The sequence below is a fragment of the Salinicola socius genome (assembly GCF_001937195.1).
Lineage (GTDB): Bacteria > Pseudomonadota > Gammaproteobacteria > Pseudomonadales > Halomonadaceae > Salinicola > Salinicola socius.
The window spans coordinates 45,004-71,775 of sequence record NZ_MSDO01000004.1; the positions used below are offsets into that span (position 1 = coordinate 45,004).

Below are 26,772 nucleotides of genomic sequence, written 5' to 3' on the forward strand. Positions count from 1 at the left end.
TCACGACCCGCTTCGGCGGGTTTTTTTATGCCCGGAGAAACTGCATGGCATCTTCACTTCGTGAGCTGATCGTCCGCATCAGTGCGGACTCGAGCCAGTACCAGCGTGAGATGAGCCGTGCCTCTCGCATGGGCAGTGACTATTACAAGAGCATCGAAGGTGGCGCTCGCCGTGCCGATGCCGCGATGCGTCGTAATCAACAGCAGCTCGAGGCGGTGCGTGCGTCCATGGGCGCTGCGCGGCAACAGGCGGTCGCGTTCTTCGCGGCCTATGCCGGTATCGAGAGTGCTCGCGGCATCGTGCGCCAGGCCGACGCGTGGAAGAACACCAGCGCCCGTATCAAGTTGGCGACGCAGGATCAACGAGAGTTCACCCAGGCCCAGACGGGTTTGCTCGAGCTATCGAATCAGACCCGCACGTCTTTTGAGGCCAACGCCAACCTGTTCGCCCGTTCAGCCCAGTCGGTGCGGGATTACGGCGGCTCGGTGGAAGACGCGCTCGGCCTGACCGAATCAATCGCGCTGGGCCTGCGCCTCTCGGGTGCGACAGCAGAGGAATCCAGCTCGGTCATCACTCAGCTCTCGCAGGCGCTAGCCTCCGGTGTGCTGCGGGGTGAAGAGTTCAACGCCATCAACGAGTCTGGCGGACGCGCTGCGCAAGCACTCGCGGATGGTCTCGGCGTAGCCCGTGGTGAGCTCCGCGCGATGGCGGAAGCCGGACAGCTGACGACGGGCCGCGTTCTGCAGGCCATGACCAGTCAGCTGGGCACGCTGCGCAAAGAAGCGTCCACGCTTCCCGATACCGTCGGATCCAGTATTCAGGTGCTGAACAACCAGTGGACCGCCTACGTCGGTCGTCAGGATGCGGCCACCGGTGCCACTCAGGTCATGTCGACCGCGATTCTCGGCCTTTCAGACAACCTCGATACGATCGCCAATGCGGCGGTAGCCGTTGGCGCTGGTGGGCTGGCTGCTTACTTCACCAAGGTCAGTCGTTCCGTTGGCGGTGCGACTGTTGACGTCCTCAAGGGGGCCAGAGCGCAAGTAGCTATGGCATCCGCGCAGCGCGAGGCCGCAGCCAGTACGTTGCAAAATGTGCAGGCAGAGAAAGCTAACGCGCTGGCGGCCCAGCAGTCGCTGCTGTCTCAGCTGAAATTAGCCCAAACCGAGCAGCAACGAGTACGGATTCGCCAACAACTCTCTGTGAACAGCTCGGTATTGTCTGAAGCGTTGAGGCTTGAAGCCGCGAATACGACTGCTTTGGCAACTGCGACAAGCCGGCTTAACACTGTCACCTCAGTAGCTCGACGCGTTGGATCGGGACTGCTTGGCATTCTCGGTGGCCCCGCCGGCCTCGTTGGTATCGTCGCCTCGGTGGCCGCCGGATGGCTGCTGTACCGAGACAACACGCAGGAAGCGGCCGGCGCCAACGTCGATATGTCGGCGACGCTGGATGATCTCCGCACTAAATTCCGCGCACTCAACGATGACCAGCAGCGTGCCGAGTTGGTCGCGTGGGGGCAGAGGCAGCGCGAGGAAAGCGAAAAAGCACAACAGGCCTACGACGAACTTCGTGAGTCGATCGCGGAAACGTTCAGCGGCCAATTTGGTCAGCGGGTGGCAAGCGAGTTTGACGCGGCGAGAGCTAGCGGAGAGTCGTTATCGGATGTCGTATCGCGTATTCAGGAGCGTTACGGCCTCAGTGACGAGCAGACCGAGTCCTGGCTGATCCTGGCGGGCAACATTGCTGATGCCGATGAGGCAGCCAAGAAAGCCGCGCGGCGCCAAGACGCCCTGAGTGGCGCCCTGGTGCAGGTCAGTGAAACCGCTATTCGTGCATCGCGCGCGCTGGCAGGCCTCAACGATACCGCCAACGAAGGCCCGAGCGATAAGGTTCTTGGAAAGTGGCGCACGTTCAACGAGCGACTGCGCGACCAGATGGCCGCGCTTCGTGACTCGTCCGAGATCGGCGGGGCATCGCGAGAACTCGACAGTCTCGGTATCGATGACTCGGTACTGCGTGGATACACGCTCTTTCAAGCTTCTCAGCTCGATGCGCTCCGGCAACAGCAGGATGCTCGCAAGGAAGCGGCTGCCGAGGCCAAGCGCGTAGCCGATGAGGCGATCCGCAACGCACAGCGCGTGTCACAGGCTTATGCCCAGCAGCAGGCAGGTCTCGAGCGAGAAATCGCTCTCTACGGCGATACCAGCCGTGCAGCGGCGATGCTCTACGAAACGCAGCAGGGCAGCCTTCAAGAACTGAGCGATGCACAAAAACGTCGCTTGGTGGATCTGGCTGGCGAGCTCGACATGATCGAGCAGAAGCGAGAGGCCGAGAAAGGCTATCGGGACATGGTCGTCTCGCTTTATACCGATCAGGAAAAGCAGTTCGACCAGACCCAGAAGCGATTCGAGCAACTGCAGAAATGGCGTGATTCCGGCGCGATCAGTGATCAGGAGTTCGGGGGCACCTCAACTCGAGCGTTCAACGCGGCATTCACGGAAGCGCCGAAATTCTCCGGCCTTAGCCCGGAAGTCGGCGGGGCCAGCAGTGATCTCTATCGAGTCGAGGACCAGCGCAAACAGCTTCAAGAGTGGCATGACGAACAACTCGAAATGCTGGAGTCGCTGAACGAAGCAAAGCTGGGTGGGGTGGAGGACTACCTGACCAAGAAGCAGAAAATCGAGGCGGAATACGCCGCGCAGTCTGATCAGATTTCCAAAGCCACAGCCTACGCTCAGATCGGCGTATTCAGTGAGATGACCAGCTCCGCCGCCGATCTCCTGAAAGGGTTGGGCGAAGAATCATCGGCGGCCTACAAGACGATGTTCCTCGCCAGCAAGGCAGCTGCAGTCGCGCAAGCGATCATCAGCACCGAGGTGGCCGCGAATAAGGCGCTTGAGCTCGGCCCGATCCTCGGCATACCGGCATCCGCTGTGATTCGCGGCCTCGGTTACGCTTCAGCGGGCGTCATAGCTGGAACGGCTATAGCCGGGTTTTCCAAGGGTGGTTACACCGGGGACGGTGGAAAGTATGACCCTGCGGGTGTTGTCCACGCTGGCGAGTACGTGCTGCGGCAGGAGGTCGTGAATCAGCCAGGCATGCGTGACTACCTCGACCAGCTCAACGCTCGGGGGTATGCCTCAGGTGGTCTCGTCACGCCGGCGAGCGGGCCAAAAGTAACCGCTGCATCGGACAGCGCCAGATCCTCTTCTTTATCCCCCCCTATCGTCAACGTCGACGCCCGTGGTGCCACCGACCCAGCCGCCATCCGTCGCGCCGCCGAGCAAGGAGCCGAGATGGGTTATCGGCGTGTCTTTGAAGATGCCAAAGAAAATGGGCCTATCCGGCGAAAGCTAGGGGTATGAGGAGATCCGCATGATCGAATGGCCCGAAGGCCTCACGCCGTACAAGATGGACTGGGGCCGGGTGTTCAATAACCGCGGCTTCACCTCCACGTTCACGAAGTCGCAGCAGATTCGTACCTACCCGGGCGCTTACTTCCAGTGCTCGCTGCAGTTTCGCAACCTGTTCGAAGCCGACGAGCGTCGACTGACCACGTTCATCGGTGAGCTGCAGGGCATGGCCGGCACGTTCAAGCTCTACCCCTGGCGCCGATCCCGTGCAGCAGCCGCCGGTACCGCCCGCGTCAATGGCAACGGCAACGCCGCTGGTACCGTCCCCAGCCGGGGTTGGAAGCCCAGCACCAAGGTGCTTGCCGCCGGCGATTACATCACGATCAACGACCAGCTCCTCGAGGTGTTGAAGGATGTGATCAGCAACACCCAGGGCAACGCGACGATCAACGTCTCGCCCTGGCTGCGGTTGCCGCCGTCCGACGGTACCGAGATCAACTACACCAAACCCTATGCCGTCATGCGGCTGACCAGCGATGAACAGGGCATGTCCATCGAGCCACTGATCGCCGGCGGCACGCTCGACTGCCGGGAGGCGTTCTGATGTCGGCATTCCCGTTTTCGGACCCCGTGGTCGAGCTGCTGAGCCGGCCCAACGTGAAGCTAGCCTACGCCTGCGAGCTGGATTTCCTGAGCGGCATGGTGCGGGCGCATACCGGTACCGGCCCGCTGATCATCAAGGGCGAGACGTTCGACGGTGTCGGCACGTTCGGGGATATCTCGTCGACGAAAGAGAAGTTGGACAGCGGATCGCCGGCCAGCGTGACGTTGACGCTCTCCGGACTGGATGCCGAGCTGATCGCCGGCACTCAGGTCGAGCGCTGCCGTGGCCGATTCGGCCGCCTGCTCTTGGTGGCGATCGATGACGACGGCAGCTATGCCGCCGATATTCTGTTCAGCGGCAAGATGGATGCACCCCAGTTCAGCTACGCCGGCAGTGAAGACGACAACGCCATCAGCGTCACGATCACCGACCGGATGGCCGACTGGCAACGCAAGGGCACTGAGCGCTGGACCGATGAGAACCACCGGCAGCGTCACCCTGGCGACCGGTTCTTCTTCGCAGTGGCCCAGCTCGCCGATTGGCCAATCTACTGGGGCGCCCGTAAGGATGCACCGTCGTTCACCTATCCCAAGTAGCGCATATGAACCGATACCCCAACTGGCCACGCCAGCTACAGCAAACCCTACAAGCCGCCCGCGAGGCGGCTTTTTTGTGGGGCGAAAACGACTGCTGCCTGTTCGCCGCCGATTGCTGCAAAGCCATCTGCGGCGTCGATCCCGCGGCGGATTATCGCGGCCGCTATCACACTGCGGTCGGTGCCAAGCGGGTACTGGCCAATACCCACGGCAGCCTCGAGGCGGCGTGGGATGCGTGCTTCGAGCGCGTGCCAGTCGCCCAGGCAATGCGGGGTGACGTGGTGCTGTTCGATGCGCCGCTGGGGCGATGCATCGGCGTCGTCTGGTCTGGCGGGATTTGGTGTGTGACGGAAGAAGGCGCGGCCCGGGCGAAAGCCGAGCCGCTGATCGCCTGGCGGGTCGAGGCCCGAGACGAATCGAGCGAGGAGTAACGGATGGGTAAGGCGGTCAAGGCAGTCGCAGCGGTCGCGGTTGGTGTGGCCGTCGGGTTCGCCACCGGGAATCCTTATCTCGGCGTGCTCGCCGGCGGGGCGATGTTCGCCTCGTCGTCGCTGACGCCGGAAGCGAACATCGGCGCATCGACTCAGACCGAACTCAAACAGGTCATCCGCTCGAGTAAGGAGCCGGCCCACTACCAGTTCGGCCGCTGCGCGGTCGGCGGCCTGCTGGCATGGGCGCAGGAAGAAGAGGGCGACCAGACCAAAGAGTGGCTGCACCTGGTCTACGTGCTGAGCGAGGGCGATATCGAATCCCTCGACGAGCTCTATCTCAACCAGGAACCGGCCGCCGACGCCGAGGATCTCGTCGACTACGCGCTGATCCGTAGCCCCAGCGCGGCCAACCAGTACCTGCTCGACAACTCCCCGGACTGGCGCGACAGCCAGATCGGCAAGGGCCTGAGCTACGTGCGCCTGTCGCTCAAGTACGACCGCGACTACTGGGCGTCGGGCATCCCCACACCGCTGTTCGTGATGCGTGGCAATCGGGAAATCTACGACCCTCGCACCGAGACCACCGGCTACAGCGATAACTGGGCGCTGGTGATCCTCTGGTATCTGCGCACGCGGCTCGGAGTGCCCGATGACGAGATCATCTGGGAGATGTTCATCTCGGCAGCCAACGTCAGCGACGAGACCGTCACCACGCCGGATGGTGGGACTGAGCGCCGCTACACCATCGGCGGCGGGTTCAAGGCCGACGCGCGCAAGGATCGTGTGCTGGCCGACATGGAGGCCGCCGGCGGCGGACAGGTGGTGCGTATCGGCGGCAAGTTCGGGCTGATGGCCGGCGCCTACTACGGGCCCTACGAGCTGACCATCGACGAAGACATGGTCATCGGCGCCGTCAGTGGCCAGACCGAGGTCGCCCAGGCCGACGCGGTCAACACCATGACCGGCAAATTCATCGATCCGGACCAGCGCTGGAGCGAAACCGATTATCCGGCGGTAAGCGTGGCGGAGTGGATTGAAGCCGACGGCGGCCCGATCGAGGATTCGCTCGATCTGCAGTACGTGTTCTCGCCGTATCAGGCCCAGCGCCTCGCCAACATCGCGCTTCGCCGCAAGCGCGCGGGCGGCTCGCTATCGCTGACGCTCAACTTCCGCGGCTACGCCTGCCGGCCTGGCCGCGTCGTGCGCGTCTATCTGCCGTCGATCAACATCGACGGCGAGTTCCGAATCACCGACTGGGACTTCCATGGTGACAGCGGCTGCAAAGTCACCCTCTCATCCGAAGATCCCGAGATCTATGACGACGCCGTCGGCGAGCCCTACGACCCGCTCGGCTTCATCTCGCTGCCTACCGGTGGCATCGCCGCGCCGTCCGGGCTGACCTACACGCTCGAAACGGTCGGCGAGACCATCCAGGGGCGCCTCGACTGGTCTGCCGTCAGCGGGGCGCAAAGCTACAGCGTCGTGCTGCGTTCGAACGGCCAGGCCGTTCAAGCGATCGAGGTGCCGCCCAACTCGACCACCTGCACTATCGGCGGACTGCCGGCGGGGCAGTACGTCGCCGAGGTGCGCACGCGCGGGAGCTTCGGGCAGTCCGGTGCCGCGACGGTCACGTTCAGCGTCAACGCACCACCGATGCCGGACAGCGTCATCGTCCAGGTCACGAACAACGAAGTGACGCTGATCCCGCAACTGGCGTGGAACGGCACCCCTGTCTCTTTCCGGTTCTACTACTCGCCGACACTGCTCGACGCCAACCAGGTGCGCGGCTCGGCCCAGCTACTCAGTACTGGCGCCAGTCTTGTCCACACCGGGCGCAGCTTCGGCACGACCTATTACTACTGGATCGAGAGCGTCAACGCCTACGGCCACAGCGATCTGTTCTTCCAGGAGGTTGCGACGACCAGTGATTTCACCGAGGAAGAAGCGCGGATCAACGAGATCATTTATCGGGACGGCGGCCTGGCCGACCAGTTCCAGAACGGCTTGGACGAGAGCTACGAGGCAATCGCCGAAGCGCAGCAGTCCATCGACGATCTGAAGGCGCAAGTCGATGCGCTCGATCCGGAAGGCCAAGGCGCTCGCATCGACGAGCTTCAGCAGATCATCGAAACTGAAGAGAAGATGCAGGCTATTCGCTATCTCGGTCTGCGTGCTCAGTCAATGAACGGGGCCGCTCAGCAGGACACCGACCGGATCGTCGAAGCCAACAATCGCTATGCAATCTCGCAGCGCGTCAACACGCTGTCGACTGACTTCAGCGGCAACAAAGCGACAGTAGACAACCGGCTCACGGCATTGAGCCAAGCCGATAGCGCGCTTGCGCAGAGAGTCGATAACTACCAGGTCGAGGTGAGCGACCAGTTTGCATCCGTCAATCAGAACATCAGCGCTGTCTATAACCCGACCACCGGTGCCGTTGCTAGAGCCGTTACTACGGTCAACGTCAACGGCCGCCGAGGCATGCTGGGCATTCAAGTCGACGGACAGCTTGCCGAGATCATCGGCATCGCAGATCAATTTGCCATTCTGAATGAGATATCCGGCGAGCTCGTCACCGCGTTTGTCGTCAAGGACGGCCGTGTAATCATCCCCGAAGCGCTGATCGACTCCCTGGTCGTGACCAAGCTGCGGTCGACGAACGGCAATTTAGTGTTCGATGGCGACAAGCTGAAAGCCGACTATATCGACGTTAATAACCTCACGGGCAAATGGGCAAACGTCAAAGATATCGTCATCAAATGGGCCGATATTCAGGATGTGGAAATAGATGGAGCCACAATAAAAAATGCTTCGATAGACACTCTCCAGCTAGCCGGCAATGCCGTCACGATCAACGCTTCTCAGATTTATTCCGGCGCAATCGGAATTTCGGAATCATGGTCGAACATTATCGATCTCGCCTACGATCCTCAGGGTAATGATCTCGATATCTTCTTCAGTGCCTCGTTCGATCTCACCGCCGCTGATTCCGGGACGGGTAGTAGTGTCTATTGCCGCGCTCGCATTCAGCTACAGGTCACGATTAGCGGGGCTGTTGAATACGATTTCGGTTCAATTATGGACACCCGAAATACGGTTTCAAATCCCAACTCAGGTAGCAATGTTACCTCCAGGGTCGATAGCGCGGATATCAAAACGCTGTTCACTCGGCTTCCAGGTTGGAGCGGGAATAGGACGGTGAGGATTAGAGCCAGGGCCATAGTCAACGGCACCCTCATTGGATGTAGCGCAGAAAAACGCGGCATCAAACTCTCTGTGACTAAACGATAACCCCGCCTTCGGGCGCTTTTTTTATGTAGGAGATCCTATGGCGACGGCATCGAATCAGGACCAGCTGAATGAGGTTGTGAACGGTCTTATCACTACCGTCGAAAACGCCCTCGCTTCGGCGTTCAACCTGACCGAGCGCGCGAACGATGGGAACGTTGGATTGCTCGCTTCTGCTAATTATCTCTCGGACGCCGGCGTAGGCGATGCGGCACTGCTGCGTAACAAGATGGGATTTGTGGCGGCAGCGTTGGTCGAGTTGAAAAAGTACGGGGTAGGCAATGTTGGTGCACAACCGACATGGTACGGTGGTCCAAATCTAGATCAGTTTGATATGGACTCCGACCCAACTAATATTCCCGCCGGTTGCTATAGGGCGACCTCAACTTTAGCAAACCGCCCCGGTGGATCTGGCACCATCTATTGCAGCGGTTATAACAGCGGTGTAACCAACATTCTCTATCTTGAGAATGACGACGACGACCCCAGAGCCTGGACGCGTAGTTACGTCAACGCCACTTGGTCAGCGTGGAAGGAAATTGCCGCACCCAAGGTCTACAGCAACTCTAATGGCTGGGTTCTCAGGCTACCCAACCGAATCCAAGTTTGCGTCAGCCCTCTTCTAACATTGAGATACGATAATGGTAATCGGCTGGGCACAGACTGGTCTTTTCCTGCGGGCTTTTCGAACTGCTTCGTCGTGTTACCGGCTGCTGACTGGGGTTCTATCGCTTCCGCAAGGATGTTGCGTGCCACGCTAAGAGGTGACACTTCACCAGGCAACACAGGATGTCGTATCGCGGCGTGGTCTGGCTATGGCGAATCATTCAACAGCGACGACACCTATCCCGAGTGTCGTGGCATTGCCATTGGAGTCTACTGATGAAGGTCGTTTACACACCACAAATTGCTGACTTCTTGGTGGTCTACTCATTCAGTGGCGAAACCGTCACTGCCACGATCGCGGGACAGACCGACAGCGTCGAATTTTCGGCACTCGCCATCGGGCATTGCCGCGCCGACGAGATCGAGACGACCCTGCCGCATGACGTGTTCCGAGGCGCGGCGCGTGACGAGGACGGTAACCTGACCGTCTGGCTGCTCAATCCTTACCCAGAACGGGTGCTGCGTGACGACCACGAAACGAATGAAAGCTACGACGCGCGTCGTGCGCATTGGCAGCGGCAACAGACCGAATATGAGGAGATTATCTAATGGGGCGCATCGCTAGCCAGACCCACATGCCGACTTCCATCGACCGACTCGAACAGGCCAAGACCAAGGCGCTCGAAAGTTTGAACGCCGACTACGAGGCAGGGGCCAAGCCGCTATTGCGCGAGTATCCTGCAATCGAGCGCCTGAGCTGGACTCAGCAGCAGAACGAAGCGACTGCGTACCAGGCGTGGCTCGATGCCGGTAGCGAAGGCGATGCTCCAGCGACACCCGCGCTATCAGCGATCCTCAAGGGCCGTAACGGTAGTGACGGTGCCGAGACGCTGACGGAACTCGTTGCCGCCGTGCTGCGCAATGCCGAGTCGTTCATCCAGTGGCAGGAGTATACCGGCCTGCGCCAACGTGGCGAGTGGATGATTCAAGGCGCGGAGACGGACGAGGAAGCCCAGGCGGTGACGTGGGAATCTCTGACAGATGAGGAGCCCACCGAATGAGCCAGTTCCCCGAGATCGACAAACTCAACGGCGCCGCCCGCGCCGCCCGCGCCGCCCGCGCCGCCCGCGCCGCGCGCGACAAGTGCGACAAGTGCGAAGCGAAGCTGCGCGAGACCCTGCCGCCTAGCACAAGGCTCAACATCCAGTCAGGGCCGGATTGGGTCGGGCTGTACGAGTTGCAGAATTACCAACGGTTCAGCTTCGGCCAAGTCGCGCTGCGCAACGTAGACACCGGCGTCGAGCGGCGCGTGGGGTATGGGCAGGTGAGGGTGGCGGAGGAGTAGAGAGGAGCGGCCGGCGTGTGAGCCAATCACGCGCCAAAAAAGAATAGATGAGATCAACTATCAGATTTCTTTCTCATCTCTTCTCGCCATTCCATCATGGCCGCGCGATCTGCCTCCCGATCGGAAGTGTCATACACGTCAGCTTTTAGCTTCCGGTTTCCCCGGAGCACTGGCGATAAGGCCTCATTTATCTTTTTAATATCGTTAGCAATCTGTGCCAACGGATCACTGCCTAGTTTGCTAATCCCTTCTTGGTCACTCATGCTTAAAGTGTATGAGTTGTATTCCCTCGCCTCATCTGAGGCCTTACGTTTCCAACTGATTTCTACTTTGAAGTCTACTCCCTTGATCGATTTGTACTCTGTCAAGTAGCTGGAAAGCCCATGGCCGGGCTTGAGAACGCTGATGTTTTGCAAAGGTGGAGCATACCCTTCTCGGACGTCTTCATTTTCGACTGGAGGATCAAAAGTGACGGTCACGTCATAGGCAGGAGCATTCCCTGGGTTGTCAACATGTAAGTCGAAATGAATCATAGACCATCTGTTTGGCGATAGTGTGGCTACAACATGAGGCTGCGAAGAAGCATCAGCCATTCTAGTGGTTTCGCGAGCTAGTATCGTAGTTACTCTCCACAAAAATACTGTCGCTAGCGCAGTGACAATCGTGCCTAGAGCACCAGTGATAGCTATCAGAATAGTTGCCCAACTTGGTAATTTATCCATACTCAGCCTCATTGATTGTTGTTGATTGGATCCTACTATGTGCGGACGATACGCTTTCTACAGCATGGACTTTTCAGCGCTCGCCGAGGCCGTGGCCCAGCCCGATCTCTTCGCTGATGCCGAGCCCCGATACAACGTGCCACCGGGCACGTTGATCAGTGTCGCGCGTCGCGCTGACGACGAGGCACCCGTCACGATCGAGCAGCTCTGGTGGGGATATCGGCCGGCATGGGCCGGCGCTAAAGCTCCACAGCCCATCAACGCCAAAGCCGAGACCGTGGCTACCAGCCGATACTTCGCGCCAGCGTTTAAGCGCCACCGTTGCTTGATACCAGCAAATGGGTGGTACGAATGGCTGTCCCTCGATGGTCGCAAGCAGCCGCATTTCATCACCCGCAGCGATAGCCAGACGCTTTATCTCGCCGGCATCTGGACCGACCGCGGCGATGACCTGGCGCCTGGGGTGGCGATCATCACTGAGCCGGCGCGGGGGAGTGCGCAAGAGGTTCACGACCGGATGCCGCTGGCGCTGGATAACGATTCGCTGGAACCATGGCTGGATCCCCATTTCACGGAGCGCGACGCCATCCGTGGCGTCACTCGGCATATCGACGCCGGCCTGATCCGGCATTGGCCAGTAAGTACCGCAGTCAATAAGCCTGGCGATGATCGTAACGCGGCGCTGATCAATCCGCTGTAGGCGATGCCTGACATCACGTGTGGGAATATTCGCACTCATGTCTCTTGGCGCGCGACCGACAGATACTTTAGTCGCGCGAGTTACGTCCTTGGAATGTGAATCTCAGCCCGTCCAAAGGCCGGCTTTTTGCTTGCGATTGATTCAGCTATAGCGCCGGGCAGTACGCTTTCAAGGGCGTCGAGCCCCCTGTTTCAGTGTTCTGCCTCCCTTGCGGGTTCGTCGCCGTCCGTCTCTCCTGATGCTTCGCATCGCAGAAAGGCCCAGTCGATGAGAGCCTCAATCGAAGGGCCCAGGGCGGTGCCCATCTCGCTGAGGGTGTATTCGACCTTGGGTGGGACTTCTGGATAGATCTTCCGAATGACGATCCCATCCGCTTCCAGCTGTCGCAGCTGCTGGATCAACATTTTCTGGTTAACGCCCTCCACCCGCCGTTCCAGTTCCGAGAATCGCAGCGGCCCCCTTGCCGCGAAGAGCTGGATAATGATGACGATTTTCCACTTGCCTTCGAGCACGCGCAGCGTCTCGCCTGTCGCGGCAGCCCAGACGAGTTGCTGTTTGGGGTCTTCACATCGCCAGTCACGTTTCATCAGACTTACCTTTTGGTGTGTACCTTACTATCTTGTGTGTTCTTGCCCTTATTGCTGCTCCGTCCCATATTAGATGCCGAACCTACTTTGAAGAAGGGCAGATTATGAAAATCGGCGTCATAGGCATAGGAAGTATCGGTAGCACAGTCGCGCGTAAGCTGGCGGCGACTGGCCATGAAGTTAGTGTTGCCAATTCACGAGGGGCTGACGCCGTGCGCGATTTCGCCCGCGAAATTGGCGCTACTCCCACCGACACCCGCGGCGCAGTTGAGGGGGCGGAGGCGATCGTATTATCGATCCCACTGCCCGCCTTGGCAGAGCTGCCGGAGGACTTCTTTGACGGCGTCCCGGCCAGCGTTCCGATCATCGATACCAGCAATTATTACCCTGGCATACGCGACCCGAAGATCGATGATCTAGAGGCGGGGAAAGTCGAAAGTGTTTGGGTCTCCGAGCAGATCGGTCGACCGATCATTAAGGCATTCAACAACATCCTTGCAGAGTCACTGGCCAACAAGGCTGCACCGAAGGGCTCGCGCGAACGCTTGGCCATCGCCGTGGCGGGCGATGACGGCGACACCAAGCGTGTTGCCATGGAGATCGTGGACATTATGGGATTCGACCCAGTCGATACCGGATCGCTGGCCAACAGCTGGCGCCATCAGCCCGCCGCCCCCGGCTATTGCTGCGACTATAGTGCTGAAATGGTGCTAAAGGGCGTGGCCCAGGCGAACGAAGCGGAGAGGATCAGGGCTCGCGGCCTCATATTCGAGCGGCTGATGACCTTTGATCGCGAGGTGATGCCTTCAGATCTGCCGGCGTTGAACCGCGAATATAACGGTGTCGCCTGACCCCGGTTACCTTGCCTGCTTTTTACGGACCCGCCCATCATGCAGGGCGGTCTCTCAGCAAACGGACTTACGGCTATGACTCAACCGCAAGAGACCATCTCGTCCGCGCCGGATGCCGACGGCACTCTCTCCTTCAAGGAAACGGTCCGCACCCGGCGATCCTATCGCGGCTTCCTACCCACCTGCGTTCCCGACGCGGTGCTAAACGAGATACTGCAAGACGCTCAGAACGCGCCATCGAACTGCAACACCCAGCCCTGGCACACCCATATCGTTCGGGGGGCGAAGCTAGCGGAGCTGTCCATGGCGATGCACGCCGACAACGATGCTGGCCGACACACGCCAGATTTTACTTTTGACATGGAAGAGTTCGTCGAGCCCTATCTTGGGCGTCAGAAGGCTCAAGGCAAGGCTTATTATGAGGCCATGAACGTCATGCGAGCCGACGCGGACGGTCGGCATCGAGCCGCTGCCAAGAATCTATCATTCTTCGGCGCACCGCAGATCGCGCTGCTATTCATGCCTTTCTTCGGCGACAACGTCCGGGTGGGTGGGGATATTGGCATGTACGGCCAGACGTTTCTGTTGTCGCTCGCGGCGCGAGGCCTCGGCGGCATTCCCCAGACTATGCTGGGCTTTTTCGCCGGGACGGTCCGAAAGGTGCTCGACATACCTGAGAACCACAAAATGCTCTTTGGCATCTCGTTCGGTTATCCCGATGAGGACGCGCCGGGAAACCGCATGCGGATGGACCGCGTGCCTGTTTCGGAAAGCGTTACCTTTCATTCCTAATTGGATGCCGGCGGCCCGAGAGTGCCGCCGTCAATAAGCACGGAGATAATCGTAACGCGTAGTTGATCAATCCGCTGTAAGCGATCTCTGACGCAACGCGTCTGATTACTCGTACTAAAGCGGCGTACCACTCCGCCGATATAGTCTATGTCTGGAGCGAAGAGAAGCCGCTCGAGAGGTTCCCGCGGTAAAGAAGTTTGCCCGGCTACTCGGCCGGGCTTTTTTTCATGTCGGTGGCGCCGGATGTATCCTAGAGCATATTCATGTAGTTCTATCTGGTGATAGGATGATCCCGACGCCATGCCTATGCGTTCGTGCACGTTCGCCGTATCACTCGCGTCTGCCTTCCGACCCCGGCTTCCATGCCGGGGTTTGTCATTTCAGATGTGCCACCGGCAGTTCATCCCATCGCGTCGTGTAGCGCTGCGTCAGCAGCTCCGCCTTGAGCTTCCAGTCCGCTTTCCCTTTCGTGCCGCCCAGTCGTACGGTCCCGCTCCCCATGCGCCGGTTCAGCTCGTCCATAACCGCCGATGCCTTCGCCGATCGCTCCCGCTCGGCGTCACTCTCCGGGGAGTCGAAGATGTCGTGCTGCAGCGTGTCGGCCTGGGCGAGGTCGAGCATCATCACGCCGGCCTTCATGTATCGGTACCCACCGAGGTAGACCCGCTTGAGTGCGGCCTGGGCGGCACCGACAATCACGCGAGTATCGTTGCTTGGATGGGGGAGTTGCACGACTAGGACGGGGTGATACTGTGCCAAGTCTTCCCTGTGCTTGTTCGTTTTCAGGTGCACCTGGATCGCTCGGGCAACGCTGCCTTGCTTGCGGAGCTTCTCGGCGCCGCGGGCAGCGTGTGCGCGTATCGCTTGGCGCACCTCGTGCGGATCGCTCGAAAGCCGTCCGAATGATCGGGACGTCATGATGTTTTTCTTTGGTTCGCCGTAATCGTCGGTATCGATGCAGTCGATGCCGCGAAGCTCATAGACGAGCCGCTCCTGCACGACCGAGAATCTGGCACGGATGCGTTTGGGATCGGCTTCGCGCAGTTGCCAGGCATTGACGATGCCGAGCTGTGCGAGGCGCTGGCCCAGACGGCCGGACACACCCCAGAGATCCGTTACGGGCAAGTCCTTGAGGACGGCCCGCGTCTCATCGCCATCCGAATCCATGAGGCACACGCCGCCGAATGTCGCATCTTTCTTCGCTCGGCGGTTGGCCAGCTTTGCCAGCGTTCGCGAGGTCGATAGCCCGACGCTGACGGGTATGCCGGTGTTTCTCCGGACGACGCGCCGCATCTCGCAGCAGTGCTCGATCAGCCCATCGAGAGGGAACCCATCGAACCCGAGAAAGCTCTCATCGATTGAGTAGATCTCCACGTCCGGCGTGAACTCGCGTAGCGTGGCCGTCACGCGCCGGCTCATGTCGCCGTAGAGCGTGTAGTTGCTCGAGACCAGGATCAGCTGCTGTCGAGCCGCCGGCGGGATCTTGAACGTCGGCGCGCCCATCTCGACCAGCTCTTTCGCCTCGTTCGACCTAGCGATCACGCAGCCATCGTTGTTGGACAGCACGGCCAGCGGCCGGCCTTCCCAATCGGGCCGGAACACCCGTTCGCACGAGGCGTAAAAGTTGTTGCAGTCGACGAGCCCGATCATCGTTACCGTCTCCGACGCAGAGAGTGAATGTTGTCGGTCACCACGCCCCAGCAATGGCAATCGCAGCCGGTGAGCGGGATAGGGGGGAAATGCTCGTTGCCAGAGCACAGGTAGTGGCGCTTGCCGATCATGCGCAGCTGCTTGCACGTCAGCTCCCCGTCGACTGCCATCACCACGATATCGCCCACCTGCGGCTCGAGCGACCGATCGACGATCAGCAGGTCGCTGTCATAGATCCCGTGACGCTCCATCGAGTGGCCCTTGGCGCGAACCATGAATGTCGAGCTCGGATGTGGGATCAGTAGCTCAGTGAGGTTGAGCTCGCTCTCGATGTAGTCATCCGCGGGGGAGGGGAAACCCGCACGGACCTCGCCGCCGACCAGCGGAATGGGTAGCGCCGGCGCGTTCAGGTTGGCCTGGCCAAGGACGTCGACAACGGTATTCATGACGCCGCCTCCGCTTCCGCTGCGTTCCACGTAATGAGCGCCTCGGCAACGCCCACGCGACTGACGGACACGTAATCCAGCTCCTCGAACTCACCCAGCATCCGCTCCCACGCGGCGGGGTCGTCCTCGTCAAAGCGATAGACGGTGACAGCGAACTGCTCGCGATCACGAGCCCGGGCGATCTGCTGCTGTATGCGGCGGCTCAGCTGCTGATACGACGCGGCGGCTTTGAATTGTGCGGACATGACAGCGTGCTCCCTAAGAATACTGTATGTGCGTACAGTATCAGATAGGAATCATGAGTAGGCAAATAGCGAAATTTAGCTATACGGGGGTCGTATGCATCATTAGAGCTATAGGTGCTAGTTGTTCGGATGCTCGGCAGCTGATAAATCTGCACTAGATCACAGGCGAGGTAATCTAGAATGGTGATGTTTAACCCGGTTCACCCTGGGGAGATACTACGCGAGGAGGTGATTGAGTCGTTGGGATTGACTGTCGACGAGAGTGCGCGCCGGCTCGGCGTGGATTCTCAGCTGCTCTCCGACATCACCAACTGTCAGACGAGCATATCCGCCGATATTGCGTGGCGGCTGGAGCTAGCTGGCCTGACAACCGCAGAGCACTGGTTGGCGATGCAGCAGAACCATGACCTGTGGCAGTTGAGACAGCGTGAGAGGCCCGCGGTGGAGCGCCTGATGGTAGACGGCAATTCATAGCTGTAGCCGCTTCCATTCGCCGGCGGTGCGCCCCCGATCGTGATTGTATTGGTCTGTCATCGACTGGTGCTGATGCCCGAGTAAATTCTGCGTATCGATGCCCTGAGCGCGATATAGCCGCTCTGATAGCGAACGAATCTCGTGGAGCGTTGGCGGTGTTTTCGGTGTCCAGCGCGAGTCGTCGTAAACCGCCATACGCGCTTTTTGAAACGATGGGGACAACCCCTTGGGGCAAAACTGGATGTCGTTGCGGCGTCGCAGCAGGAGATCTCCCGGGCGCCGGTAGTCATCAGCGAGTCGAACGGTCTCCTCGAGCGTGATATCAAGCGCCTCGAGCCGAAGAGATAGCGGCAGCTCGATTCGTGCGCCGGTTTTCTGTTGCTCCACTCTCAGGTGCCCATCCACGATGTGGGATTTCCGCATGGTGATCAGGTCGGAGCGCCGCTGCCCTGTTACGAGCGCGAGGATGAGTAGATACGACTCCCAGGGTAACGCGTTGCGGCATGACCAGGCGTAGATCGCCTGCCACTCCTCGAACATAAGCCGAGCCCGGTTGACCGGCACCCGAGGTGGTTTGACCGGGACCGCGGGATTCGAATCGATAATCCCCTCGTAAACCGCTGCGAGGAACATCGACTCAGCCTCCCAGCGAACACTCCGCGCCGTGGATCCTCGGCCGGAATCCATGATGCTGTTGACCGCTCGTAACACATCAAATGGTCGGACATCGCGAACGGCCATCGTTCCGATGTGATGAGTGAGGTGGCGGACGTGAGTACGTCGGTTCGAGAGCGTCTTGGGTTTCAGGTTTTGGCTGCGAATCTGCTCGATGTATTGCTCGGCAAACGACTCGACGGTGACGCGCCGCTGCTTCCAGCGGTGAAAGATCGAATGCGCCATTCCTAGTAACCGAGCGATTCGATTAGTGCTACGCGCTCGGCGAGTGTCATATCGCGCACCCGAGCAGCGAGGTCGCGTCGTTCTGTTAGATCGCCGGCGTCGCTGTCCTCTATCTCGTCGTCGAGGTGTTTGATCAGTAATGGTTCGACGTGAGAGCCAGACAGTGTGCTGCCGACGATCACGCGTTCATTCTCGGTGAGCGTGGGAACATTGCTGCACACTAGCCGATAGCGTTCGGCCACCGTGGCCAGACGCTGGCTCAGGCTTTGACCGTTACGGAGATTGTCTGCGACCTGCTGGAGCGGTGGGCTCAGGTAGATGCTGGGGCGCTTGGCCTTGCGGTTCTCAGTCATGGATAGCTCCAATGAAATGCCCCGGCCATGGCCGGAGGTAGCGTGGTCAGTGGTACCGCCCGCCGACAAAGGCGGACGGAGGTTGATTTCATGCCATCCAGGCTTTAGCGGTAGCTGCGTTGGCGGCATGGAGAGCCGTAATCTGATCAGCCAGCTTGATGATTATCGGCGTGTCGCCGTTGTCACGTGCGGTTGAAGCGGCGGCGGAGAGTTCCTGATACCGATTTTCCAGTGCGGGGGATTGCCAGATTGTTTGTGAGGCGCTTGTGATCATCCAGCATGCGGCCTTCATTCGGCTGAGGCTCACGTGATCTGCCAGACGTTCACCGACATCGAAACCCGCATCGTAGTGGGCGCTCAGAAGTTCCAGCAGTCGCTCCGGGGTGGTGTTGGTGACATCGAGTAGCGCGAGCTGCAGGGGTTCGGAAAACGGCTGAGTGGCTTTGTCGATTTCATCGAGCCTCACGATCGAGAGAAGCTGAATCTTGATGGCAGTGTCAGCAGCACTTGCCGTAGTGGAGTAGGTCCGAAGAGTGCGGTCGGTGGCTTCGATGAGAGCAATGTTCAGGGTCATGATGTGGCTCCTTGGTTCTGCGCCCGGGATGGGCCAGTTCGCTTAGGATGTGGGCGTTGTCTGCCCTTCGTGACTAAAGGTACTACCCCAGGTAGTACCTTGCAAGTTTTCGCGCAATTTCCTTTGAAGTCGCCTGCGTGGATCATTTGGCAAGCGTCAGGTAGGTTGCCCCTCCATTTCCGTGATCGGGCAATCTTATGACCGGCTGTAACAAGGGCTTTTCTACGGCTTCGCTAGTGCTTGCTTCATTCGGCTTCTCAATGGCAGCTAGTGCCGACATTACCGTTGGTAGCTGGAACCTAAAGCACCTCGGCTGGAATAACGAGAAGCGCCTGGATGCCGTGGCCGATGTCGCGAAGGGCGCCGACCTGTGGGCACTCGAGGAAGTGATGGATGACAACGCTGTCACCCAGCTTGAGGGCGAACTGGAGAGGCAGACCGGTGAGGAGTGGAGCTCGATGATCTCGCACACGGTGGGGCGCAGCTCGTACCGCGAGAGTTACGCCTACCTGTGGCGGGACAGCGCCGTTGAGTACACCAAGGGCGCCGTTGTGTACCTGGATCCCGGCGACCTGTTCGCGCGCGAGCCGTACCTGGCGGAGTTCCGGGAAAAGGGTACCGGCGACACGATCGCGATGGCCGCGGTGCACATCGTCTACGGCGACAACCGTGCCGATCGTACGCCGGAGATCCGCGAGCTGACCAGTATCTGGGAGTGGATGCGCGAGGTCTATCCGGATAGCGCCCGCGTCATCGCCGGTGATTTCAACCTACCGCCGAGCGATTCCGTTTGGCAGCCGCTACGTGATACCGGCGCCCAGCCAGCCATTACCCATGGCGCCACGACCCTGAGCGAGACCAACGGCCAATACGTCAGCCTTTATGACAACTTCTGGTATGACCCCGCCGAACTCAGCGTGACCGGTACCGGCATCGTACGCTTTCCCGAAATTCTCAACATCGATCATGCCACCGCTCGCGACATCGTTTCAGACCATGCCCCCGTCTACCTGACCACGGGCAATGCGCAGGCGAGATTCTCTGGTGCGGATGAGCTGGCGGGCGAGGGTGGCCAGGCGGGTGGTCCAAGCTGCATTGATCTAGACACCGCCACGACGAGCGATCTGGACCGGCTGCCCAATGTCGGCCCGGCCCGAGCACAAGACATCATCGACGGGCGGCCCTGGGCGAGCGCCGATGATCTGGCGCGCATCAGCGGGATCGGTGCATCACGGGCGCATGAGATCGCGGCGAGCGGGCTGGTATGTGGTACCTGAGACCATGGTTTACGAGCAAGTCTCTCGGTCGTTGGCTAGGGTGAGCAGAGTATGGATATCGATAGAGCACAACATCAAAAGCGAGGTGGCGAATGCGTGGATTTCTACTGGTTTCGGGCTTGGCACTGGCGAGTCTGAGCGGACTGGTCCAAGCGGCCTCTTCCTGCGACGAGGCAACCACTCAGCAGGAGATGAACACCTGCGCGGGCGAGGGCTACCAAGCTGCGGACAAGGAGCTGAATACAACCTATGGCGAGATCATGGGCCGGCTCGACAGCGACTCGAAGAATCGGCTGAAGACAGCCCAACGGACATGGATCAAGTTTCGGGACGCCGAATGTGAATTCGTGAGTGGGCCGACCTCTGGTGGCAGTGCCAATTCAATGGTCAAAGCCGGATGCCTGGAGAATCTGACCCAGCAGCGCACCGAGACGTTGAAGAGCTACTCGCAGTGCGAAGAGGGCGATCTGAGTTGCCCGGTTCCACGACAATAGATCATCGGGAATGGCAATGCTGGCGGAGAAGAGATCGTCATTGTGATGACATAACAATGGAGGGTAGGCCTATGTTGGGATGATCAACAGAGGAGATCACTTATGTCTGAAGAAACGTGTGCATGCCCGAAATGCGACTGCAAAGTTACTGATCAATCACCCGAGGCAAATGGAAAACTGTATTGCTGCCAAGCCTGCGCCGACGGCCATACTGATGGTAGTAAGGGATGCGGTCACAATTGCGCGTGCGGCTGATCTGAATGTCTCGGCGGCGCTCAGCTGCCGAGACCTATTCCAGCCTGAGTCCCCCAACGTAGGCCAGACTCAGCGCGTGACAGCTTGTATGGTCGGTTGTATGTGCCGGCAGAAAAGTAGAGATATCGCCAGTGATAGCTATCCTGTTCGATTCCCTTCACCCGCTCCATCGGTCATCTCAGGCCAGTCCTCTTCTCTCGACGATCGTTCCCTTCTCAAGCCATTGATTTGGCAATCCTGCTGCCTTTGTCGTGCCTGAAGCGATCGCCCCCAGGTGTCATTGGTCTTGAAGCAGGGCGCGAACGCCTGGCCGATCGACTACGCTGATGGTGATCGCTCATGAAAGGAGACGCGCCATGGCAGAAGCCCATGCTCAGTGCCCGAAATGTGGTCAGCAGACGCTGGATGTACCCTCGGGAGACGCCCCGGACGAGCAAGTCCATTGTGTCTCATGCGGTGCGATTGTCGGCAAAAAGTCGGACTTTACTGTCGACATGCAAAAGCGGGAGGAGACATTCGTCAAGGAGGAGATCGCCGACGGGGTAGAGAAGGCGCTTCCCGGTGGCGATGCTTCCAAAGACACCGGCCGTTGAGACGATGCTTCCGGAAGTCGAGGCCAGTTCCAAAAGTCGGAGTGATGGGGAAGGGCGCCACTCACCGGGATGGCGCCCTCGGTCACCCAAGTCATTGTGGCTCGAGTCTGGGACGTCCTTGCGGGCCTATTGGATGTTCGAGGGCCAGGCGAATGGCCTTTTCTCTGTCAATTCCCCTGTCTATCAGCTTCTTCAGCCGTGTCTTGAGCGTGCTTAGGGGCATCCCGTGCCGTTCGGCAAGAACTGCCAGACTCTCACGCTTGGGTTCTCGACCTCTTTTTGTCATGAGAGGTGCTGCGCGGTCCTTTGCCGTCATTCTCATCGCCCACCCCATCTGCTGCCATCTCGATACGCCATCTCATGGTACGCATTGATACATGAACGGCAGAGGAGCGGATAAGTTGAGCAGAATCACACCTGTCTTCCATGGGCTACCGGATTTTCTGTCCGGGGCAGCGATTCAAACGGTGATATCCGGCTACCAACCTAGGACCTGACCAGTCGTTGCGTCATCAGCTTCTTGACGGCCTGCGCCGCACTCTCGCGCGTCTGCGCGGGGGGAGGATGCGCGGCAATGGTTTCAGAGTCAGGAGAATGATTTCCGGTAACGTGGTCGGGGGGCAAGGAAATCGACGCCGCAGGTTCTATCGAGGGCGGAAGCGTTGTCGTCAGATGAAAATCGTGTTGGCCACAAAACTGTGCGGACTTGAGTTGTTGTCGGTGATGATGTCGGTTCAACCATCTCGCCTCTTCCATGGCGGCGGGGCGGTTGAAATAGACGTTCATGCACGCGCCGTTTCGACGAAAATCGGCAACGACGAAGTGTTCATCAGGCATGTTGGAATTGACGATACGCACGAAGTAGCGATTCGACATAGACGAGCTCCCGTCAGTATATGGCTATTAATCTACTGCCGTCTTCGGGATTACGCAGTGGGTACCGGCTTAGATGCACGTAAGAGATTGCCTCGAGCAAAAATAAATGGCCGACAAGCGTGATACGGCTAATGGAGTACTGAACTGGATGTTTAAATGATTACACTAGCAATGGCAATTTCCATCCTCCAGCGAGGTATCGATAAATTTCATGGATATCTGAGCTCAATTTGGTCTCGACGGCCCGGACTGGATGGTTCGGGTGGTTTGCCGCCCGTTTGAATTGACGACAATCTCGTTCGCCAGTCCGCGGTAACGACTCGTGGGGGAGTAGACCCGAGAATGGAAGGGGCGAGGGTTGAGCGAAAATAAGATGTTCAGATGGGCGGCGAACCCTCCTGGCGAATGGGAGCCGCCCAGGTGTCAGCTGTTCTAGCGGGGTTTGCGACCGTTGTCCGTTGGCGAGTTGCCTTTGCGCTGCTGATATTTGCTGTAGGCCTGCTTGGCCGTTTGTTTGGCTTTCTCGCGGTTTTCCGGCTTTCTGAACCAGTTCGCGATGGCGGCGCCGATCAACTTTTTCATGACGTACCCCTGAGCTGGATGGGTCGACTTCTCGATAGTCTATCGAGTCGTGGTTACGCTCTGTCTGAAAAATGCCTGCGCTCGCCCATACGGCGTTAAAAATTGACTCAAAATGCTCATTTACACCTCGTAAACTCCGCTTTTTCGTCAATTTTTGCCTAGTTTGGCCATCGCTCGCCGATTTTTCAGACAGAGCTTAAGGTCTTATGGTTCGGATGCCAGGCTCAATCAACACTGCCGATGGGAGACGTGTCGTTCCCATTGAGCCGTTCGGCTTCCATTTCGGCCTCTTCCGAAAACGCATGGCGGGATTGTATCCAGTGATCATCGCCACTGTCGTCATAGCGCGTGTCCACCACCAGCCACTCCGGCGCCTCTTGCGTTTCGTTGATGTCAGAATGACGAACGGCATATTGATTCAAGCATACCTCCCGATGACCGTTTCTGCTCTGTAGTCCCATGTGGCCGTCCTGGCCGGATTCCTGACACTCCATCACTGCTGGTGCGCAGAACCGGTAGCAAACGGGATCGTTCGAACCGAAAAGGGGCGGAAGCCCCTTTTTTGCCGACCCCAATGACGTCACTGGCTTTCGATGGCTTCGCCGGCGGCGTCACTTTGGCCCTCGGCATTGATTTCGTCGAGTTGGTCGGAGTCGGGAACGTCCGTCGTTTCATCGGTTTCCGACTTGACGGCGTCCATTGATTCGTCCGCGGCCTGACTGTGACCTGTCGCGGTATCAGACTGCTCGCCGTTGGATTTGGTAACCCCACTACCCTCGGTCAGGGGCTCTTCATTGGCGTCGTAGGCTTTCTCCATGGCGTCGCTCTGGGCAAGCGCATGACCCGCGGCGCCCATCAGCAGCATTGCGGTCAGGGAGGCAGTGATCAGATTCTTTCTCATGACAAAGTCCTTTTGCGAGAGAACAGCTATGTCGGGATAACAACGATGCCGGAGCCACGATCGTGGCTGAGCCGTTATGCCCCCTAACTATAGGCCATAAACGTAAGCTGGCAGGAAAATCTGTACACGCGGAATCTTTACGTCAGCGAGGTAGGCCGCTGCCTTGAAGTGTCTGGTTGTCGTCGCCATTTATCCGATATCGCTACGGCCCAGTGCGTTTTGCCTGGATCGTATATGGCGACCAGGAGGGCCCGATCATGAACGCTCGAGATTATCTTGCCAGGCAGGGAATCGCTCTCGACAAGGAGGAAGACAAGCCGCAGTCGCTCGAAGAGAAGGCTTGGGCTCGGGCTCGAGAGGCAGCCGAGCACGGCCCGCGTAGTGGCACGCCCCACGATTGGGAAGACTGGGATCGTTATCACGAAACGCTGGCCGCCGATTCGCGTTCGATTCATGCCAAGGCGAGCAAGACTCGCCGGGCTCGTGACGACTCCTCGAATCGCGAACAATGAGCGGAAGCGCTCAATACCAAACGACGCTATGCTGGTGTTGGGTGAATCAAGACTTTTCAACGAGATGTCTTCATCTCGTCCACCTCGACTAGCGGACAAACCGGTTGTCGAGGCACCGCAACGGATTGTCGAATACTGACAACGATGTCGTTCTGAGCAAAGGAGGCCATATGGACATCATTCGCATCATCTTCGCTATTCTCTTGCCGCCGGTAGGAGTATTCCTGCAGGTTGGTCTGGGGCTGCAGTTCTGGATCAACGTCGTGTTGACGCTGCTGGGGTATATCCCGGGTATCATCCACGCGATCTGGATCATTGCGACGCGTTAAGACGCGTTTCAGTGTCGAGTTCATCGGCTTCCTCAGGGAAGCCGATGCCGTTTCAGCGGTCTCATCATCGTGGTGTCAGCGGATGCGGTAGTGGTAGAGAAGCCGCTCGTCCTTGCGTGGCCCGATGATGCGCCACTCGAGATCGAACCCCTCCGGTTGCACCGCGAGCCTCGCACTGTAGGCATCAGCTGCGCATTGATGCGCTTCCACATTGACCAGCGTGTCATCGTCACTGCCGTCGATCACCAGGTCGAACAGTGACACCGCATCGGCAACACCGCGACGCTCGTGAGAAAGGGCGATCCGATCTGCATGGATATCCCAGCGATAGACGTTACGCATGGGCACGCCGCGATTCTGGCCATCGAGCGTGAAGATGCCGGACTCGAACAATTTTATGCTGCAGCCTTCTCGAGCCACTTCGATCGTCCCTTCACCCTGGCCATTCCAACCCGTTTCGGAGGCTTGACCTGACCTTGCGCTGAACGCAAAGCGCGAAAGTTTGGGCAAAATCGATCTTAGTCGTATAATTGCTGTCAACTTTTCGTCTTTGCAAGGTTGACCATTCATGTCGTATCTCGTTGGTGTCACGGCGCTGTGGGCTTTCTCGTTCAGCCTGATCGGTGTCTATCTATCCGGGCAAGTCGACAGCTACTTTGCCGTCATGACGCGCATCATTCTGGCGACCTTGATGTTTTTGCCTTTTCTGCGTCCTGCTGCGCTGAGCTGGTCCTCGCGCCTGGGGCTGATGGCCATCGGGAGCGTGCAACTCGGCGTGATGTATCTGTTCTTCTACCAGTCCTTCCTCTTGCTTACCGTGCCGGAGGTGCTGCTGTTCACCATTTTCACGCCGCTTTATATCACGCTTATCGACGATCTGTTGGCGCGACGCTTCTCCCCACGCTTTCTGATCGTGGCGATGTTGGCTGTGATAGGCGCCGCGATCATTCGTTACGACGGCGTGACCTCCCACTACTGGCTGGGTTTCCTGGTGGTTCAGGGCGCCAACATGAGCTTTGCGCTGGGGCAGGTTGGCTATCGTCACCTGGCGCGAAGCTTGCCAAAGGACGTGGCGCACCGCCATCTTTTCGGCTGGTTCTACCTGGGAGCGTTATGCCTCGCGGTACCGGCTTTCTGGCTTCTGGGGGATACGGCAAAGTTGCCGGCGACGCCGTTGCAGTGGGGGATTCTGGGGTGGCTGGGTCTGGTCGCCTCGGGGCTGGGGTATTTCCTCTGGAACAAGGGCGCGTGCCGCGTCGATGCCGGTACCCTGGCGATCATGAACAACGCTCTGATTCCCGCCGGGTTGATCGTCAACCTGTTGATCTGGAACCGGGATGCCGACCTGACTCGACTGGGGATCGGGGCGCTGATCCTGGCCGGTTCGCTATGGCTCAATGCGCGCTGGGCGAAGCGTTCCGGGGCGGCAACGGCATCGCTGGCGGCCACTCGCGGCTGACCACGAAAACCCGGCACCGTCGTCCGTCCGGCAGGACCAGCAGCAGGTGTGCGGACTTGCCCAGATCGTCGAAATGGCGGGCCAGTTCATTGTCCAGGATCGCCAATGGCATAGGCTCGGTTGCTGGCGGTGCGAGCCAATGGGGCTTGGCCAGCAGGTGACCCGCTGCGCCTTCAGGTAGTTGCCGGCTCAAGGCATGCCAATCGGATCGATGACACCAGAGCCCCTGTTCAGCCCCGTCGTTGGCCAGTCTCGGTAGCGACAGGCGCTGGTCCCACGGCTGATAGAGGCATCCCGGCATGATGGTTCGCTGATGCATTGGGCCGTCTGCCCCCAACGCTCGTCGCTGTCGATCGGCGACCGGGGACCGGCCTTGAGGAAGCTGGTGGGACTGAAGACGATGGCATTTGATGGCCAGTGAATCGAAGCTTCCGACACCGATCCAGCGCGAGGGATCTTGCTCGTCGCCAGGCCCTTCGGGCAGCCCGAGGAAAAACTTGATCGCCAGCTCGGCGTGAAAAATCTCTACCCCACCGGGACCTGGCGATGCATCGCCGACCCGATCCGATGTATAGAGAAGGTCGAGCTCACCCAGGGTCTGTCCGCTATCGCGTAGCGCCACATTGTGCGCCAACAGCCGAGTACGAGGCGCATGATCCAGGATCCAGTGCCAGAGCAGCTCGTGATAGATGCCCAGGCGTTGCGAGCGGCGCTTGAGCCGATGCGCCTGAAAGTCCGACTCCCGGCTCTCCTGCCGGCGTAGCCAGGCGCGCCTGTGATCGTCATGATCGAGCCCCAGCTCTGCCAGCGTGGGCCGGCCAGGATAGTCGACTGTCGCCATGTCCGGGGCGTGCAATAGCCATGCAATGTCGCGGACCCAGGGTTGACGCAGCGCTGCCAGATCTTGCCGCAGCCGTTCCTCCATAGGGTGGAAAACGTCGAGCGGGGTATCCGATGCCGAGTGCGAACGCATC

General features: G+C 59.2%; 34 protein-coding genes. 20 read left to right on the forward strand and 14 right to left on the reverse strand.

The features are described from left to right. Positions 1-44: 44 nt before the first annotated feature. Genes BTW07_RS04465 through BTW07_RS04505 form a run of 9 tightly spaced genes read left to right on the forward strand, consistent with a single transcriptional unit; the run spans position 45 to position 10,226 of the window. Positions 45-3,368: a tape measure protein gene (locus BTW07_RS04465; protein ID WP_075568972.1), complete on the forward strand. Its 3,324-nt coding sequence runs from the start codon at positions 45-47 to the stop codon at positions 3,366-3,368. A 10-nt stretch (positions 3,369-3,378) separates the two neighbouring features. Further along, positions 3,379-3,960: a hypothetical protein gene (locus BTW07_RS04470; protein ID WP_075568973.1), complete on the forward strand. Its 582-nt coding sequence runs from the start codon at positions 3,379-3,381 to the stop codon at positions 3,958-3,960. After that, complete coding sequence (locus BTW07_RS04475; protein WP_075568974.1) at positions 3,960-4,556, forward strand: hypothetical protein; 597 nt, start codon at positions 3,960-3,962, stop codon at positions 4,554-4,556. The genes BTW07_RS04470 and BTW07_RS04475 overlap by 1 nt, the downstream gene beginning before the upstream one ends. 5 nt (positions 4,557-4,561) lie before the next feature. Further along, positions 4,562-4,987 (forward strand): DUF6950 family protein, encoded by a 426-nt coding sequence (locus BTW07_RS04480; protein ID WP_075568975.1) that lies wholly within the window; start codon positions 4,562-4,564, stop codon positions 4,985-4,987. A 3-nt stretch (positions 4,988-4,990) separates the two neighbouring features. Then, a complete protein-coding gene (locus BTW07_RS04485; protein ID WP_075568976.1) occupies positions 4,991-8,278 on the forward strand; it encodes a phage tail tip protein J-related protein in 3,288 nt (1,095 codons plus the stop codon). A 37-nt stretch (positions 8,279-8,315) separates the two neighbouring features. Next, positions 8,316-9,158 carry a pyocin knob domain-containing protein gene (locus BTW07_RS04490; RefSeq protein ID WP_075568977.1) on the forward strand — a complete coding sequence of 281 codons (843 nt, stop codon included), beginning with the start codon at positions 8,316-8,318 and terminating at the stop codon, positions 9,156-9,158. Then, positions 9,158-9,490 carry a hypothetical protein gene (locus tag BTW07_RS04495; RefSeq protein ID WP_075568978.1) on the forward strand — a complete coding sequence of 111 codons (333 nt, stop codon included), beginning with the start codon at positions 9,158-9,160 and terminating at the stop codon, positions 9,488-9,490. The genes BTW07_RS04490 and BTW07_RS04495 overlap by 1 nt, the downstream gene beginning before the upstream one ends. Further along, entirely contained in the window at positions 9,490-9,942 is a 453-nt protein-coding gene (locus tag BTW07_RS04500; protein ID WP_075568979.1) for a hypothetical protein, read from the forward strand. The genes BTW07_RS04495 and BTW07_RS04500 overlap by 1 nt, the downstream gene beginning before the upstream one ends. After that, positions 9,939-10,226, forward strand: coding sequence for a hypothetical protein (locus tag BTW07_RS04505; RefSeq protein ID WP_075568980.1), 288 nt, complete (start codon positions 9,939-9,941; stop codon positions 10,224-10,226). Before BTW07_RS04500 ends, BTW07_RS04505 begins: the two co-directional genes overlap by 4 nt. Positions 10,227-10,279: 53 nt before the next feature. Here BTW07_RS04505 and BTW07_RS04510 read toward each other — a convergent pair whose 3' ends face one another. Beyond that, entirely contained in the window at positions 10,280-10,948 is a 669-nt protein-coding gene (locus BTW07_RS04510) for a hypothetical protein (RefSeq protein WP_075568981.1), read from the reverse strand. Positions 10,949-10,985: 37 nt separating this feature from the next. Between BTW07_RS04510 and BTW07_RS04515 the strand changes: the two genes are divergently transcribed. Next, the gene (locus BTW07_RS04515; protein WP_075568982.1) at positions 10,986-11,648 is read left to right on the forward strand and encodes an SOS response-associated peptidase; all 663 of its coding nucleotides are present in this window, start codon (positions 10,986-10,988) and stop codon (positions 11,646-11,648) included. A gap of 191 nt (positions 11,649-11,839) precedes the next feature. Here the strand turns inward: BTW07_RS04515 and BTW07_RS04520 are convergent, their stop codons facing one another. Then, on the reverse strand, positions 11,840-12,235 hold the full coding sequence (locus BTW07_RS04520) for a winged helix-turn-helix transcriptional regulator (RefSeq protein WP_075568983.1): 396 nt from the start codon (positions 12,233-12,235) through the stop codon (positions 11,840-11,842). A 104-nt stretch (positions 12,236-12,339) separates the two neighbouring features. Between BTW07_RS04520 and BTW07_RS04525 the strand changes: the two genes are divergently transcribed. Beyond that, a complete protein-coding gene (locus BTW07_RS04525; protein ID WP_075568984.1) occupies positions 12,340-13,086 on the forward strand; it encodes an NADPH-dependent F420 reductase in 747 nt (248 codons plus the stop codon). A 75-nt stretch (positions 13,087-13,161) separates the two neighbouring features. Next, complete coding sequence (locus BTW07_RS04530) at positions 13,162-13,878, forward strand: nitroreductase (RefSeq protein WP_075568985.1); 717 nt, start codon at positions 13,162-13,164, stop codon at positions 13,876-13,878. Positions 13,879-14,253: 375 nt separating this feature from the next. Here the strand turns inward: BTW07_RS04530 and BTW07_RS04535 are convergent, their stop codons facing one another. The 3 genes from BTW07_RS04535 to BTW07_RS04545 are packed head-to-tail and all read right to left on the reverse strand — an operon-like array spanning position 14,254 to position 16,219. Then, positions 14,254-15,528: a Y-family DNA polymerase gene (locus tag BTW07_RS04535; protein ID WP_075568986.1), complete on the reverse strand. Its 1,275-nt coding sequence runs from the start codon at positions 15,526-15,528 to the stop codon at positions 14,254-14,256. A gap of 2 nt (positions 15,529-15,530) precedes the next feature. Beyond that, a complete protein-coding gene (locus tag BTW07_RS04540; RefSeq protein WP_075568987.1) occupies positions 15,531-15,974 on the reverse strand; it encodes a LexA family protein in 444 nt (147 codons plus the stop codon). Next, positions 15,971-16,219 carry a DUF1654 domain-containing protein gene (locus tag BTW07_RS04545; RefSeq protein WP_075568988.1) on the reverse strand — a complete coding sequence of 83 codons (249 nt, stop codon included), beginning with the start codon at positions 16,217-16,219 and terminating at the stop codon, positions 15,971-15,973. Before BTW07_RS04545 ends, BTW07_RS04540 begins: the two co-directional genes overlap by 4 nt. A 180-nt stretch (positions 16,220-16,399) precedes the next feature. Here BTW07_RS04545 and BTW07_RS04550 point away from each other — a divergent pair, with 180 nt between their 5' ends. After that, positions 16,400-16,693: a HigA family addiction module antitoxin gene (locus BTW07_RS04550; protein ID WP_208605367.1), complete on the forward strand. Its 294-nt coding sequence runs from the start codon at positions 16,400-16,402 to the stop codon at positions 16,691-16,693. On the opposite strand, the gene BTW07_RS04555 is transcribed toward BTW07_RS04550, so the two are convergent. The 3 genes from BTW07_RS04555 to BTW07_RS04565 form a co-directional block, all read right to left on the reverse strand. Next, positions 16,688-17,593 (reverse strand): tyrosine-type recombinase/integrase, encoded by a 906-nt coding sequence (locus BTW07_RS04555; protein WP_075568989.1) that lies wholly within the window; start codon positions 17,591-17,593, stop codon positions 16,688-16,690. The two genes, BTW07_RS04550 and BTW07_RS04555, sit on opposite strands and share 6 nt — an antisense overlap. 2 nt (positions 17,594-17,595) lie before the next feature. Then, a complete protein-coding gene (locus tag BTW07_RS04560; RefSeq protein WP_075568990.1) occupies positions 17,596-17,946 on the reverse strand; it encodes a hypothetical protein in 351 nt (116 codons plus the stop codon). Between the two features lie 88 nt (positions 17,947-18,034). Next, positions 18,035-18,520, reverse strand: coding sequence for a hypothetical protein (locus tag BTW07_RS04565; protein ID WP_075568991.1), 486 nt, complete (start codon positions 18,518-18,520; stop codon positions 18,035-18,037). A 260-nt stretch (positions 18,521-18,780) separates the two neighbouring features. On the opposite strand from BTW07_RS04565, the gene BTW07_RS04570 reads away from it, so the two are divergent. The 4 genes from BTW07_RS04570 (at position 18,781) to BTW07_RS04585 (ending at position 21,139) form a co-directional block, all read left to right on the forward strand. Beyond that, positions 18,781-19,797, forward strand: a complete 1,017-nt coding sequence (locus BTW07_RS04570) for an endonuclease/exonuclease/phosphatase family protein (RefSeq protein WP_075568992.1) — start codon at positions 18,781-18,783, stop codon at positions 19,795-19,797. A gap of 92 nt (positions 19,798-19,889) precedes the next feature. Further along, positions 19,890-20,291, forward strand: a complete 402-nt coding sequence (locus tag BTW07_RS04575) for a lysozyme inhibitor LprI family protein (RefSeq protein ID WP_075568993.1) — start codon at positions 19,890-19,892, stop codon at positions 20,289-20,291. A gap of 102 nt (positions 20,292-20,393) precedes the next feature. Continuing rightward, positions 20,394-20,546 (forward strand): metallothionein, encoded by a 153-nt coding sequence (locus BTW07_RS04580; RefSeq protein WP_075568994.1) that lies wholly within the window; start codon positions 20,394-20,396, stop codon positions 20,544-20,546. A 356-nt stretch (positions 20,547-20,902) separates the two neighbouring features. Continuing rightward, a complete protein-coding gene (locus BTW07_RS04585) occupies positions 20,903-21,139 on the forward strand; it encodes a hypothetical protein (RefSeq protein WP_075568995.1) in 237 nt (78 codons plus the stop codon). Between the two features lie 486 nt (positions 21,140-21,625). Here BTW07_RS04585 and BTW07_RS04590 read toward each other — a convergent pair whose 3' ends face one another. The 4 genes from BTW07_RS04590 to BTW07_RS04600 all read right to left on the reverse strand — a co-directional run bounded on the left by BTW07_RS04590 (position 21,626) and on the right by BTW07_RS04600 (position 23,498). Further along, positions 21,626-22,015, reverse strand: coding sequence for a hypothetical protein (locus BTW07_RS04590; protein WP_075568996.1), 390 nt, complete (start codon positions 22,013-22,015; stop codon positions 21,626-21,628). Between the two features lie 432 nt (positions 22,016-22,447). Beyond that, positions 22,448-22,597: a hypothetical protein gene (locus tag BTW07_RS19985; RefSeq protein WP_167369276.1), complete on the reverse strand. Its 150-nt coding sequence runs from the start codon at positions 22,595-22,597 to the stop codon at positions 22,448-22,450. A gap of 224 nt (positions 22,598-22,821) precedes the next feature. After that, complete coding sequence (locus BTW07_RS04595) at positions 22,822-23,019, reverse strand: hypothetical protein (RefSeq protein ID WP_144076822.1); 198 nt, start codon at positions 23,017-23,019, stop codon at positions 22,822-22,824. 158 nt (positions 23,020-23,177) lie between these two features. After that, on the reverse strand, positions 23,178-23,498 hold the full coding sequence (locus tag BTW07_RS04600) for a hypothetical protein (protein ID WP_075568998.1): 321 nt from the start codon (positions 23,496-23,498) through the stop codon (positions 23,178-23,180). A gap of 257 nt (positions 23,499-23,755) precedes the next feature. Between BTW07_RS04600 and BTW07_RS04605 the strand changes: the two genes are divergently transcribed. Both BTW07_RS04605 and BTW07_RS04610 read left to right on the forward strand, forming a co-directional pair. After that, positions 23,756-24,010, forward strand: a complete 255-nt coding sequence (locus BTW07_RS04605; protein ID WP_075568999.1) for a hypothetical protein — start codon at positions 23,756-23,758, stop codon at positions 24,008-24,010. 170 nt (positions 24,011-24,180) lie between these two features. Continuing rightward, complete coding sequence (locus BTW07_RS04610; protein WP_075569000.1) at positions 24,181-24,339, forward strand: YqaE/Pmp3 family membrane protein; 159 nt, start codon at positions 24,181-24,183, stop codon at positions 24,337-24,339. 75 nt (positions 24,340-24,414) lie between these two features. Here BTW07_RS04610 and BTW07_RS19570 read toward each other — a convergent pair whose 3' ends face one another. Beyond that, a complete protein-coding gene (locus tag BTW07_RS19570; RefSeq protein WP_144076824.1) occupies positions 24,415-24,909 on the reverse strand; it encodes a DUF6314 family protein in 495 nt (164 codons plus the stop codon). On the opposite strand from BTW07_RS19570, the gene BTW07_RS04620 reads away from it, so the two are divergent. Further along, positions 24,908-25,798 (forward strand): carboxylate/amino acid/amine transporter, encoded by an 891-nt coding sequence (locus BTW07_RS04620; protein WP_075569001.1) that lies wholly within the window; start codon positions 24,908-24,910, stop codon positions 25,796-25,798. The two genes, BTW07_RS19570 and BTW07_RS04620, sit on opposite strands and share 2 nt — an antisense overlap. Here BTW07_RS04620 and BTW07_RS04625 read toward each other — a convergent pair. Then, positions 25,734-26,771, reverse strand: a complete 1,038-nt coding sequence (locus BTW07_RS04625) for a DUF1853 family protein (RefSeq protein ID WP_083941513.1) — start codon at positions 26,769-26,771, stop codon at positions 25,734-25,736. The two genes, BTW07_RS04620 and BTW07_RS04625, sit on opposite strands and share 65 nt — an antisense overlap. Between the last annotated feature and the right edge of the window lies 1 nt (position 26,772).